The sequence below is a fragment of the Citrobacter sp. CF971 genome (assembly GCF_006385635.1).
Classification (GTDB): Bacteria; Pseudomonadota; Gammaproteobacteria; order Enterobacterales; family Enterobacteriaceae; genus Citrobacter; species Citrobacter freundii.
The window spans coordinates 4098744-4111916 of the sequence record NZ_CP041051.1; the positions used below are offsets into that span (position 1 = coordinate 4098744).

Here is a 13173-nt window from a genome sequence, read left to right on the forward strand (position 1 = left end):
AGTTTTGTCGACGCTCAAGCGTCGAGCCTGAAACCAATAGCAGCCATCGCTAACGTCGTATCGAGCATACGGTTAGCAAAGCCCCATTCATTATCACACCAGACCAGCGTTTTGATCAGGTGAGCGCCACTCACGCGCGTTTGCGTACCATCAACGATGGCGCTGTGCGGGTCGTGGTTAAAATCTACTGAGACCAACGGTAATTCCGTATAGTCAACTATACCATGAAATGCACCTTGTGCTGCTTTTTGCAGCAACTGGTTGACTTCACTGGCTTTTACTGGTTTTTTCACCGTCACGCTTAAGTCGATCGCCGTCACATTTATGGTCGGTACACGCACCGCTATCGCTTCAAAACGATCGTTAAACTGCGGGAAAATTCGCGTGATGCCCGCCGCCAGTTTGGTATCAACCGGAATGATCGACTGGCTGGCCGCTCGCGTGCGACGCAGGTCAGGATGATAAGCATCAATAACCTGCTGATCGTGCATCGCGGAGTGGATCGTGGTGACGGTACCAGACTCAATGCCGTAAGCATCATCCAGCAATTTAATGACGGGTATTATGCAATTCGTGGTGCAGGAGGCATTGGAAACGATCCGGTGCTCAGCGCGCAACTGATCCTGATTAACGCCAAACACAACGGTTGCGTCGATGTCGTGACTACCAGGATGTGAAAAGAGCACTTTCTTTGCGCCGGCGGCAATATGCGCCTCGCCGTGTTCGCGACTGCCGAAAACCCCAGTACAATCCAGCACAACGTCGACACCCAGTTCGCGCCACGGAAGCGCATCGAGCGTTCGCTCATGCAGAATGCGGATCGCGTCATCGCCAACGATGAGCTGGTTTCGTTCCTGACGAACATCCCAGGCAAAACGCCCATGGCTGGTGTCATATTTCAACAAATGCGCCATGCCTGCAGCATCCGCCAGTTCGTTGATTGCCACCACGGTGATTTCCGCCCGACGCCCGGATTCATACAAAGCACGAACCACGTTGCGTCCGATGCGACCGAAACCATTAATCGCTACGCGTACGGTCATAGGTCTCCTGCAAGGATTTCTCAGAAACGATGTGGCAGACAGAGTAATGCAGCAAATCGCTCAGGGAAACCTTACCTGTCGCAAACTGCGACTAATTGGTTAATTGTCGAACATTTAATCGACTGAAACGCTTCAGCTAGAATAAGCGAAACGCGGAATAAAAGGAATGATTGTCCAGCAACAGAACACAGTTATCTGACTTACGTCACATTTTAACGTCCTTCAACGCGACTTTTATTCCATATTCCAGAATTACGAATAACCGTAGCAAGATTATTTCGTTGCCATGTCACAAATCCTGATTTATATCAGAAAGCTCCCTAACCCGCGTCTATATTATCAGCGCAACGTCCGAGTCTCGGAGTCCCTCAACTATGGCAACATTCTATCCCCAACCATCTGAAGCTCGCTTTCATGCGCTGCGTTTATTACCGGGCCAGGAAGTCTTTTCAGCGCTACACGCTTTTATCCAGCAGCATCAACTACAGGCAGCCTGGATAGCGGGTTGCACCGGCAGTTTGACCAACATTTCTCTGCGCTTCGCCGGACGTGAAGAAACCACATTACTTACGGGTACGTGGGAAATTATCTCTCTGAACGGCACGCTGGAACTTACCGGCGAGCATCTTCATCTGGCGGTTGCTGACCCACACGGCACGATGCTGGGCGGACACATGATGCCGGGCTGTACCGTGCGAACCACGCTGGAACTGGTGATTGGCGAGTTGACGTCTCTGGCATTCAGCCGTCAGCCCTGCGCCGTTTCCGGTTATGACGAACTGGTTATTTCATCCCGCTAACGCTTCACTTATACGAGGTCTTTTATGGCGCGTCGCCAATTTTCCAGCCAGTCTCTGGTTCTTATTGTCATTGCTATCGCCATCAACATGGTCGGTGGGCAGCTTATCAGCATGTTGAAATTACCTATTTTTCTCGACTCGATTGGCACGTTGATCAGCGCGGTGCTGTTAGGTCCGGTTGTGGGGATGCTAACCGGATTACTCACTAACCTGTTGTGGGGGTTGCTGACCGATCCGATCGCCGCCGCCTTTGCGCCCGTTGCCATGGTTATTGGACTGGTCGCCGGTTGGCTGGCACGGGCGGGATGGTTTCGCACCTTACCCAAAGTCGTGGTCAGCGGCGTAATTATCACGCTTGCCGTGACCCTCGTTGCCGTGCCGATTCGCACGACTCTGTTCGGCGGTGTCACTGGCAGCGGCGCGGATCTTTTTGTCGCCTGGATGCACTCGGTCGGTCAGAACCTGGTGGAGTCCGTCGCCATCACCGTCATCGGTGCAAATCTGGTCGATAAAATCCTCACGGCAATCATCGTCTGGGTGCTGCTGCGACAGCTTCCGCTGCGCACCACGCGCCATTTCCCTACGATGTCTGCCGTGCGCTAAATGCATCCGTTTACGTCGTTAACTCTGTGGGCGCTTGCCGCCTGCTCCACGCTCCTGCTGCCAACCGGAGTGCCGCTCAGCTTGTATAGCGCCGCGACGTTTGTCGGTTTGCTATGTATGAAGGCTACGCGGTCGCGGGCGAAATACGTACTCTGGCTGATGATCCCCTTAGGACTGGGGCTATGGCTGGTACACGGCGGATGGCTTACCGAGTGGATTAGCGGGCAGCCGCGCACACCAGAACGCTGGGTCGATGCCGTTACGCTCTGGCTACGGATCCTCGCCATTGTGTCGACATCGCAGATGTGGATGCAGTACGTGCCGGTTGCGCGCTTTATGCGCGCCCTGTTTGCTTCTCGCCTGCCGCCAGGCGTTGCCTATCTGTTCGCAGGCCCGCTGCTGGTGGTTGAACAGCTCAAACACCAATTGGCGATTATTCACGAGGCTCAGCGCGCACGCGGCGTACCGCTGGATGAGTCCTGGTACCAACGTTTACGCGCTATGCCGGCATTAATTGTGCCGCTCACCCATAACGCGCTCAATGACTTGGCCGTTCGCGGTGCAGCGCTCGATATGCGGGGATTTCGCCTGCATCGCACTCGCACCACGCTGTGGGCGCCACCAGACAGCACCTTACAACGTCTGGCCCGCTACGGTATGGTGGTTCTGATGGCAGTTGAGACAGGAATCTGGATATGGTTACGTTAGAGCAGTTTCGCTATATTCCGACGCACGCTATGCGGCCATCCGCCTGTTACGATTTCCATTACGCCAAGCCTGGTATGGTGGCTATTTTTGGTGAGAACGGCAGCGGGAAAAGTACGCTGGCACAGCTGATGGCTGGCTGGTACCCCGACTTCCTTCCGGGAGAAATTGAGGGCACAGGCACGCTACTGGATAATCCCATCGGGCAACTATCGCTGGTCGAGCAGTCGAGTACCATCCAGCTTGTGCAGCAGTCACCTTACCTGCAGCTTTCAGGTTGTACTTTCAGCGTGGAGGAAGAAGTGGCGTTTGGCCCGGAAAATCTCTGCCTTACCGAGACTGAAATTATGCAGCGCATAGATGCCGCCCTTACGCTGACGGAATGTCAGCCTCTGCGCCATCGTCATCCCGGCACCCTTTCCGGCGGGGAAACCCAGCGGGTAGTCATTGCCAGCGCACTCGCCATGCAGCCGAAAATATTGATTCTGGATGAAGCGTTCAGTCGCCTGACGGCGCAAGCCACGGCAATGCTGCTGGCGCGACTGCAACAGTGGGCACAGGAACAGCATGCTTTGGTGATACTTTTCGAACGCAACCCTTCACCTTTTCTCAGCTACTGCCAGCAGGCATGGCAGCTGCGCGACGGAGCATTGTCATCACTATGCTGACGCTAAACCAGATCAGCTATCGCTGGCCGAACGCCGCCGATGACTGTTTACGCAATATTTCGCTGGAACTCCAGGAGGGGGAATGGCTGGCGCTAACGGGCGATAATGGCGCAGGAAAATCCACGCTGTTGCGCATCATGGCCGGGCTACTGACGCCCTCATCCGGCACAATAACCGTTCAAAATCGTGCGATTGCGCAACTGAAAAACCGGGAGCGCGCCAGGGTGCTCGGCGTACTGTTTCAGGAAGCGGAGAATCAAATCTTTCACAGCAAGGTTGCAGAGGAAGTGGCCTTCGGATTACGGCTACAGAAGCTTCCGGCGACTGAAATTGCGCAACGCACGACGGCGGCGCTGCAATTATGTCAGTTAGAGGATGTCGCCGACTCGCACCCGCTCGATCTACATACTGCACAACGACGTATGGTTGCCGTCGCCAGTCTGGAAGCCCTCAAACCCGCTATTCTACTGCTGGATGAGCCCAGCCGGGACTTTGATGCACACTGGCTTGGCGTCTTCGAAAACTGGCTGGCAGTGTGTCGTACGCGTGGCGCCAGCATTGTAGCGATCAGTCATGACGTTGCATTTACGCAGCGCCATTTTTCGCGCATAGTACGTCTTGAAGCAGGTCAGCTACGCACGTAACTCCCCTGAGAAGCAAAAAACGGGCCGCCTGAGCGACCCGTTTTCACCTGTAATCGAAATTACAGCAGTTCTTTTGCTTTCGCGACCACGTTGTCTACTGTGAAGCCGAATTCTTCAAACAGCAGTTCTGCCGGTGCAGACTCACCAAAGGTAGTCATACCGACAATAGCGCCGTTCAGGCCAACGTATTTGAACCAGTAGTCAGCAATGCCAGCTTCGATAGCGACGCGAGCAGAGACGGCTTTCGGCAGTACGGATTCACGGTAAGCCGCATCCTGCTTGTCGAATGCATCGGTAGACGGCATGGAAACCACGCGCGCTTTCACGCCTTCAGCGGTCAGTTTGTCCCAGGCAGCCACGGCAAGTTCAACTTCAGAACCGGTGGCGATGAAGATCAACTCCGGCTGACCCGCGCAATCTTTCAGCACGTAGCCACCGCGAGCGATGTTCGCCAGTTGCTCTGCAGTACGTTCCTGCTGCGCCAGGTTCTGACGGGAGAGGATCAGCGCGGTCGGGCCGTCCTGACGCTCAACACCGTATTTCCATGCTACTGCGGATTCAACCTGGTCACACGGACGCCATGTGCTCATGTTCGGGGTCACACGCAGAGAAGCAACCTGCTCTACCGGCTGGTGAGTCGGGCCATCTTCACCCAGACCGATGGAGTCGTGAGTATAGACCATCACCTGACGCTGTTTCATCAGCGCAGCCATACGCACCGCGTTACGGGCATATTCCACGAACATCAGGAAGGTGGAGGTGTACGGCAGGAAACCACCATGCAGGGAAATACCGTTGGCAATCGCGGTCATACCGAATTCACGTACACCGTAATGGATGTAGTTACCGGCAGTATCTTCGTTGATGGCCTTAGAACCAGACCACAGAGTCAGGTTAGACGGTGCCAGGTCAGCAGAGCCGCCGAGGAATTCAGGCAGCAGAGGACCGAAGGCTTCAATCGCGTTCTGAGACGCTTTACGGCTGGCGATTTTCGCAGGGTTAGCCTGCAGCTTAGCAATGAACTCGTTGGCTTTTGCGTCGAAGTCAGACGGCATTTCACCTTTCATACGACGGGTGAATTCAGCAGCTTCCTGCGGGAAAGCTTTGGCATAAGCAGCGAACTTCTCGTTCCATGCGGCTTCTTTTGCCTGGCCGGCTTCTTTCGCATCCCACTGCGCGTAGATTTCAGACGGGATTTCGAACGGCGCGTATTTCCAGCCCAGCTGTTCACGGGTCAGTGCGATTTCTGCATCGCCCAGCGGTGCACCGTGAGAGTCGTGGGTACCGGCTTTGTTCGGAGAACCGAAACCGATGATGGTTTTGCACATCAGCAGGGACGGTTTGTCGGTCACTGCGCGTGCTTCTTCAACAGCGCGTTTAATCGCGTCAGCATCGTGACCATCTACACCACGAATCACGTGCCAACCGTAAGCTTCGAAACGCTTCGCGGTGTCATCGGTGAACCAGCCTTCAACGTGGCCATCGATAGAGATGCCGTTGTCATCGTAGAACGCAACCAGTTTACCCAGTTTCAGCGTACCGGCCAGGGAACATACCTCGTGAGAGATACCTTCCATCATGCAGCCGTCGCCCATGAAAGCATAGGTGAAGTGGTCAACGATGTCGTGACCAGGACGGTTAAACTGCGCCGCCAGCGTTTTTTCAGCGATAGCCATACCCACTGCATTCGCAATGCCCTGACCCAAAGGACCGGTCGTGGTTTCAACACCCGCGGTGTAACCCACTTCCGGGTGACCCGGCGTTTTGGAGTGCAGCTGACGGAAGTTCTGCAGCTCGGACATCGGCAGATCATAGCCGGTGAGGTGCAGCAGGCTGTAAATCAGCATTGAACCGTGGCCGTTAGACAGCACGAAACGGTCACGGTCAGCCCAGGACGGGTTAGTCGGGTTGTGGTTCAGGAAATCACGCCACAGGACTTCGGCAATGTCAGCCATACCCATCGGGGCACCCGGGTGACCGGATTTGGCTTTCTGTACTGCGTCCATGCTCAGCGCACGAATAGCATTGGCAAGCTCTTTACGTGAGGACATTTTGACTCCAGATCGGATAATGAAGGCCACGCCCTAAACGACTTGACGACAGCGCGTTTTGGGCTACGCCGGAAAAAAGTGCCAACAATGTAACCCAAGCCGCGTGTCATGTACATGGAGCATCCTTTTACCGCTTCAGAAATCTCTGGATCATGCGCGCAAGTTGCGCAATCTTCTCGCCCGCTTATTGTTCTTTTCTTTATACTTATGCCGAGCGTCGGTTCACCTGCAAACGACGCATTTTTTAGAATAATCCTGACTTTGTGCGGAAGAGAAAAAATGAAAATTCGCGCTTTACTGCTTGCTACGAGCATGGCGGCGGCATTGACCGGCTGCCAGAACATGGACTCAAACGGACTGCTTTCCTCAGGCGCAGAGGCTTTTCAGGCCTACAGTCTGAGCGATGCGCAGGTAAAAGCGCTGAGCGATCAGGCCTGTAAGGATATGGACAGCAAAGCTACCATCGCCCCGGCTGGCAGCGAGTATGCAACGCGTCTTGGCAAAATCGCCGCCGCGCTTGGCGATAACATTAACGGCCAGCCGGTGAACTACAAAGTCTATATGGCGAAAGATGTAAATGCCTTTGCCATGGCGAACGGCTGTATCCGCGTATACAGCGGCCTGATGGATATGATGACCGACAACGAAGTCGAAGCGGTGATCGGCCACGAAATGGGTCACGTTGCGCTGGGTCACGTGAAAAAAGGGATGCAGGTTGCGCTGGGTACGAACGCCGTGCGCGCAGCTGCGGCTTCCGCTGGCGGTATTGTCGGCAGCCTGTCGCAATCGCAATTGGGCGATCTTGGCGAGAAACTGGTGAACTCGCAGTTCTCCCAGCGTCAGGAATCCGAGGCGGATGATTACTCGTATGATCTGTTGCGCAAACGTGGGATCAATCCGGCTGGCTTAGCCACCAGTTTTGAGAAACTGGCAAAACTGGAAGCAGGACGTCAAAGCTCAATGTTTGACGATCATCCGGCATCCGCAGAACGTGCGCAACATATTCGCGATCGCATGAGCGCAGACGGGATCAAATAATCTTCGAACAGTGCCGGATGGCGGCGTGAACGCCTTATCCGGCCTACAGAATTACAAATTTAGTCCAATGATCGGGCGTTATTGGCGAAGCCAGTTTGGGACCGGACAGCGCGCAGCCACCGGAGCGTACACGTAGTACGTGAGGATGGCGAGCACTGCCCGGGTTCAAAATGGCGAGTAAAATAGCCCGAAACCGTTACTCGCCTTTCTTAGCCGCCTGGATATAGAGCATTTCTAATGCTAACGTTGCCGCCGCCAGTGCGGTGATCTCTGACTGATCGTAGGCCGGAGCCACTTCAACAACATCCATCCCGACGATGTTCAGATCTTTCAGACCACGTACCAGTTTAATAGCACGATCGGAAGTCAGACCGCCGATCACTGGCGTACCGGTTCCTGGTGCAAACGCCGGGTCCAGACAGTCGATATCAAAAGTCAGGTATACCGGCATATCACCGACAATCTGCTTAACCTGAGCGATAATGTCATCAACGCTGCGGTCGTTAACCTGGCACGCATCCAGTACGGTAAAGCCGTTGTCTTTGTCGAACTCGGTACGAATACCGATCTGCACAGAGTGATTCGGATCGATCAGACCTTCGTTCGGCGCAGTGTAGAACATGGTGCCGTGGTCGAATTCGCAGCCGTTCGCGTAGGTGTCGGTGTGGGCATCAAAGTGCACCAGCGCCATTTTACCAAAGTGCTTAGCGTGCGCGCGCAGCAGCGGTAGCGTGACGAAGTGGTCGCCGCCAAAGGAGAGCATGCGCTTACCGGCAGACAGCAGCTTCTCAGCATGCGCCTGCAGTTTTTCACTCATTTCACGCGCATCCCCGAACGCATAAACCAGATCGCCGCAGTCCACCACGTTCAGGCGCTCGCGCATATCGAAGTTCCACGGGAATCGGTTGTGCTCCCAGGCCAGGTTGGTGGACACCTGACGGATTGCCGCCGGACCATGACGCCCGCCCGCACGACCAGACGTTGCCATATCAAACGGTACACCGGTGATCACCCAGTCGGCGTCGCTGTCGTACGGCATGAAGTTCATCGGCAGACGTAAAAAACCAAAGGCGTTAGAAACCAGGGAGTTGTCGTATTGATGACCTAAGGTGCTCATGTACTGACCTCTTTAAAAATCGATGAAAAAAAATCCCCTCCGCGTCGTTAAGCCCGACGAGGAAGGGATTGATTTGGTAACTGCATATTTACGGCAAATTATCGCCGTTATTTTGTACGGATTCAAGTGAGTGCCACAAATGCTGCCCCCGCGGATTCCGACTGCCGGATGGCGGTTTCGCCTTATCCGGCCAACTTTCGTAGGAACGGTAAGCGCAGCGCCACCTGGCATTTATCGTTACTCATCTTCCAGATAAGTATAACCGTACAGACCGGCTTCAAACTCTTCGAGGAACTGCTGTTGCAGCTCAGCGTCCAGATCGGTGTTTTTCACCTGGTCACGGAACTGCGTCAGCAGGGTGTTCGGATCCAGCTGCACGTATTGCAGCATATCCGCCACGGTATCCCCTTCGTCGGACAGCTCAACTTCTACGCTGCCGTCAGGGAAGACGAACACGTCAACCGCTTCGGTATCACCAAACAAGTTGTGCATGTTGCCGAGGATCTCCTGGTACGCACCCACCATAAAGAAGCCCAGCATCGGCGGGTTCTCAGGGTCGTATTCCGGCATCGGCATGGTGGTCGCAATGCCATCACCGTCAACGTAGTGGTCGATAGCGCCATCAGAGTCACAGGTGATATCCAACAGCACCGCGCGGCGTTCAGGCACCTGATTCAACCCTTCCAGCGGCATTACCGGGAACAGCTGATCGATCCCCCACGCATCCGGCATCGACTGGAACAGCGAGAAGTTGACGTAAATCTTATCCGCCATACGCTCCTGCAGCTCGTCGATAATCGGACGGTGCGCACGGTTGCTCGGGTCGAGTTGTTTCTGCACTTCATGGCACATGTTCAGATACAGCTGCTCTGCCCACGCACGCTCCTGCAGGCTAAAGGTGCCTGAAGAGTACCCAACGTGAATATCGTGCAGATCCATCTGGCTGTCGTGCAGCCATTCACGCAGCGAACGACGGGTTCCCGGTTCATGCATCTCTTGCCAGGTTTCCCACATGCTTTGCAGGGCACGTGGCGCATCGTCAGCCGGAGGTGTAGCTTCGGTGTGTTCACTACGCTCAACGCCGATAATGTTAGATACCAGCACGGTATGGTGCGCGGTTACCGCGCGGCCAGACTCGGTGATTACCGTCGGATGCGGCAGACCGTGTTCTTCACAGGCGTCGCCAATAGCCCAGATGATGTTGTTGGCGTATTCGTTCAAACCGTAGTTTACGGAACAGTCAGACTGCGAACGGGTACCTTCGTAATCCACGCCCAGACCACCGCCCACGTCGAAGCACTGGATATTGACGCCAAGCTTGTGCAGCTCAACGTAGAAACGCGCCGATTCACGTACGCCGGTGGCGATATCACGAATGTTCGCCATTTGGGAGCCGAGATGGAAGTGCAGCAACTGGATGCTGTCCAGACGACCACGCTCGCGCAGAATTTCTACCAGTTGCAGCACCTGGTTTGCCGCCAGGCCGAATTTTGATTTTTCACCGCCGGAGGACTGCCACTTGCCAGAGCCCTGCGACGCCAGACGCGCACGCACGCCCAGACGCGGAACGACATTCAGCCGTTCAGCTTCATCCAGCACGATAGCGATTTCAGACATCTTCTCGATGACCAGATAGACCTTATGGCCCATCTTCTCGCCAATCAGCGCCAGACGGATATATTCGCGGTCTTTATAACCGTTACACACGATCACGCTACGGGTCATTCCGGCATGGGCCAGAACGGCCATCAATTCAGCTTTGGAACCAGCTTCCAGCCCCAGCGGTTCGCCGGAGTGGATCAGCGATTCAATCACGCGACGATGCTGGTTGACCTTGATCGGGTAAACGAGGAAATAGTCACCGTTGTAGCCGTAGGATTCACGGGCGCGTTTAAACGCGGCGTTAATCGAACGCAAACGATGTTGCAGGATCTGCGGGAAGCAGAACAATGCAGGCAGACGCTGGCCCTGCGCTTCACGGGCTTTCACCAACTCAGCAAGGTCAACGCGCGCTTCGGGTACGTCCGGATCCGGGCACACGCTGATGTGGCCCAGTTCATTGACGTCGTAGTAGTTATTACCCCACCAGGCAATATTGTAAGTACGCAGCATCTTGCTGGCTTCCTGGGAACTCATTGCAACCTCCTGCATGGAGCGTAGTACACCGTGTTCGCCTGCTGACGAAGGCGAACCCAAAGAAATGTCGTCAGACATAGCGAACCTCAAATTTTATTAACAAGTGTAAAACAGTTGACTACTATCGCAATCCGAAGACGCGATAACAACCCAAATACAGGCAGAATTTGCAGCAGATAGTGCTGACGCTCCGACTGTGCGACCGGTTTCTTTTTCATATCAATGTAAACACGTAACCGAACTTAATGCTGACGGTTCGGCGAAACCACGAGAAAACTCTTGTTTACCAAGAGCGCCCTTGTTCAGTTCTTAGTGACCGTTACCGGCCCTGGAGTCCTGAGAAGCGCCGAGATGGGTATAACATCGGCAGGTATGCAAGATGCAGATTGTGGGGAACATATGTACACCAGAACGGTGCGACAGATTCAGCAGAATACAACGGTTCATTATCTCGTATCACCTCCACGGTTGCTCCTTACGGAACGAACCCACAAGCCAAAGCTAAAGTCTTAACCCGGCTGGAAGTGGCAACACGATGAAAACGTCGTGTGCTTTTGTATGAGCCGCGCGCCGCGTTTTATACCCATAAGGAAGTCAAAAAGCAAAAGATAAATGCGCGCATTGCCAGCACCGTCAGGAAAAATTTCCAGTTACATTTTCAGTACAATGCGACCTCAATCAAAAAAAGCTGGAAATCAGGCGAAGAACTGTCCTAAAATAGCCGTCCAGATGTTAATCCATCTATACCGATTAACACTCAGACTGCCAGTGTCCGTCATCTGCAGACTCATGGTAGAATCTTCTACACATGGCTATTCCACTCGACAGTTTGAGCTAACCAAATTCTCCTTAGGTGAAATTAAATATGGCAAAACACCTTTTTACGTCCGAGTCCGTATCAGAAGGGCATCCTGACAAAATCGCTGACCAAATCTCTGACGCCGTACTGGACGCAATCCTCGAGCAGGATCCGAAAGCACGCGTTGCCTGCGAAACCTACGTCAAAACCGGTATGGTTTTAGTTGGCGGTGAGATCACCACCAGCGCATGGGTCGACATCGAAGAGATCACCCGCAACACGGTGCGCGAAATTGGCTATGTGCATTCCGACATGGGTTTTGACGCCAACTCTTGTGCGGTACTGAGCGCAATTGGTAAACAGTCTCCGGACATCAACCAGGGTGTTGACCGCGCCGATCCGCTGGAACAGGGTGCTGGCGACCAGGGTCTGATGTTTGGTTATGCAACCAACGAAACCGACGTGCTGATGCCAGCTCCAATTACCTATGCTCACCGTCTGGTGCAGCGTCAGGCTGAAGTGCGTAAAAACGGCACTTTATCCTGGCTGCGTCCGGATGCAAAAAGCCAGGTTACCTTCCAGTATGACGACGGCAAAATCGTCGGTATTGATGCGGTTGTTCTGTCGACTCAGCACTCTGAAGACATCGATCAGAAATCGCTGCAAGAAGCCGTTATGGAAGAGATCATCAAGCCGGTACTGCCGACTGAATGGCTGACTGCTTCGACCAAGTTCTTCATCAACCCAACCGGTCGTTTCGTAATCGGCGGTCCAATGGGCGACTGTGGACTGACAGGTCGTAAAATCATCGTTGATACCTACGGCGGCATGGCGCGTCACGGCGGCGGTGCATTCTCTGGTAAGGATCCGTCTAAAGTTGACCGTTCCGCAGCCTATGCAGCTCGTTACGTCGCGAAAAACATTGTTGCCGCTGGTCTGGCTGATCGCTGTGAGATTCAGGTTTCCTACGCAATCGGCGTGGCTGAACCGACCTCTATCATGGTGGAAACGTTTGGTACTGAAAAAGTGCCTTCTGAGCAACTGACCCTGCTGGTGCGCGAGTTCTTCGACCTGCGCCCGTATGGTCTGATTCAGATGCTGGATCTGCTGCACCCGATTTACAAAGAAACCGCTGCTTACGGTCACTTTGGTCGCGAACATTTCCCATGGGAAAAAACCGACAAAGCCGCTCTGCTGCGTGAAGCTGCCGGTCTGAAGTAATTCCCTCACGGCTCAACGCTTATGAAGACCAGCCTCGCGCTGGTCTTTTTTATGTCCTTTTCTCTTCCATACCCCATAGCCAAAGCTACGCTAATCTCCCTTGTTGCAAACAACAAATGAAAGCGATTACATATCGTAGAATTTCGATCCAACATGAATCAACATCTCTTCGTTACTATGATTGCATCAGTGTTACATTATATTTCAGCATTATCTTAAACCCAGACAATCAATGTTATTCATGCGAAATAAATAACGTTATTTTTCAATCAAATAACCAATAACTTACATGAATGCTAGTGTAACCGATTACACTAATGTGATGTGATTCGCATTTTTTTACCCCGT

13 protein-coding genes are annotated in these 13173 nt (G+C 53.7%); 7 read left to right on the plus strand and 6 right to left on the minus strand.

Annotated elements, in window-relative coordinates; translation table 11 throughout:
* Positions 1 to 14: 14 nt before the first annotated feature.
* Positions 15 to 1043 carry an erythrose-4-phosphate dehydrogenase gene (gene epd / locus E6P06_RS23320; RefSeq protein WP_139935778.1) on the minus strand — a complete coding sequence of 343 codons (1029 nt, stop codon included), beginning with the start codon at positions 1041 to 1043 and terminating at the stop codon, positions 15 to 17.
* A 374-nt stretch (positions 1044 to 1417) separates the two neighbouring features.
* Between epd and E6P06_RS23325 the strand changes: the two genes are divergently transcribed.
* The 5 genes from E6P06_RS23325 to E6P06_RS23345 are packed head-to-tail and all read left to right on the plus strand — an operon-like array spanning position 1418 to position 4463.
* Positions 1418 to 1843 (plus strand): PPC domain-containing DNA-binding protein, encoded by a 426-nt coding sequence (locus E6P06_RS23325; RefSeq protein WP_071687450.1) that lies wholly within the window; start codon positions 1418 to 1420, stop codon positions 1841 to 1843.
* Between the two features lie 24 nt (positions 1844 to 1867).
* Positions 1868 to 2446 (plus strand): ECF transporter S component, encoded by a 579-nt coding sequence (locus E6P06_RS23330; protein WP_003027040.1) that lies wholly within the window; start codon positions 1868 to 1870, stop codon positions 2444 to 2446.
* Positions 2447 to 3154 (plus strand): energy-coupling factor transporter transmembrane component T, encoded by a 708-nt coding sequence (locus tag E6P06_RS23335; protein ID WP_139935779.1) that lies wholly within the window; start codon positions 2447 to 2449, stop codon positions 3152 to 3154.
* Positions 3142 to 3819: an ABC transporter ATP-binding protein gene (locus tag E6P06_RS23340; protein WP_139935780.1), complete on the plus strand. Its 678-nt coding sequence runs from the start codon at positions 3142 to 3144 to the stop codon at positions 3817 to 3819. Before E6P06_RS23335 ends, E6P06_RS23340 begins: the two co-directional genes overlap by 13 nt.
* Positions 3813 to 4463: an ABC transporter ATP-binding protein gene (locus E6P06_RS23345; protein WP_139935781.1), complete on the plus strand. Its 651-nt coding sequence runs from the start codon at positions 3813 to 3815 to the stop codon at positions 4461 to 4463. The genes E6P06_RS23340 and E6P06_RS23345 overlap by 7 nt, the downstream gene beginning before the upstream one ends.
* Before the next feature lie 59 nt (positions 4464 to 4522).
* On the opposite strand, the gene tkt is transcribed toward E6P06_RS23345, so the two are convergent.
* The gene (gene tkt / locus E6P06_RS23350) at positions 4523 to 6514 is read right to left on the minus strand and encodes a transketolase (RefSeq protein ID WP_003027049.1); all 1992 of its coding nucleotides are present in this window, start codon (positions 6512 to 6514) and stop codon (positions 4523 to 4525) included.
* A 279-nt stretch (positions 6515 to 6793) separates the two neighbouring features.
* Between tkt and E6P06_RS23360 the strand changes: the two genes are divergently transcribed.
* Positions 6794 to 7552, plus strand: coding sequence for a M48 family metallopeptidase (locus E6P06_RS23360; protein WP_003027053.1), 759 nt, complete (start codon positions 6794 to 6796; stop codon positions 7550 to 7552).
* Positions 7553 to 7748: 196 nt separating this feature from the next.
* On the opposite strand, the gene speB is transcribed toward E6P06_RS23360, so the two are convergent.
* The 4 genes from speB to E6P06_RS28140 all read right to left on the minus strand — a co-directional run bounded on the left by speB (position 7749) and on the right by E6P06_RS28140 (position 11252).
* Positions 7749 to 8669: an agmatinase gene (gene speB / locus E6P06_RS23365; RefSeq protein WP_003027056.1), complete on the minus strand. Its 921-nt coding sequence runs from the start codon at positions 8667 to 8669 to the stop codon at positions 7749 to 7751.
* Positions 8670 to 8906: 237 nt separating this feature from the next.
* Positions 8907 to 10883 (minus strand): biosynthetic arginine decarboxylase, encoded by a 1977-nt coding sequence (speA, locus tag E6P06_RS23370; RefSeq protein WP_003027059.1) that lies wholly within the window; start codon positions 10881 to 10883, stop codon positions 8907 to 8909.
* 8 nt (positions 10884 to 10891) lie between these two features.
* Positions 10892 to 11023 (minus strand): acid stress response protein YqgB, encoded by a 132-nt coding sequence (gene yqgB, locus E6P06_RS23375; protein ID WP_003027062.1) that lies wholly within the window; start codon positions 11021 to 11023, stop codon positions 10892 to 10894.
* Between the two features lie 91 nt (positions 11024 to 11114).
* Complete coding sequence (locus tag E6P06_RS28140) at positions 11115 to 11252, minus strand: hypothetical protein (protein WP_305764268.1); 138 nt, start codon at positions 11250 to 11252, stop codon at positions 11115 to 11117.
* Between the two features lie 418 nt (positions 11253 to 11670).
* Here E6P06_RS28140 and metK point away from each other — a divergent pair, with 418 nt between their 5' ends.
* Entirely contained in the window at positions 11671 to 12825 is a 1155-nt protein-coding gene (metK, locus tag E6P06_RS23380) for a methionine adenosyltransferase (protein ID WP_003027071.1), read from the plus strand.
* Positions 12826 to 13173: the final 348 nt, after the last annotated feature.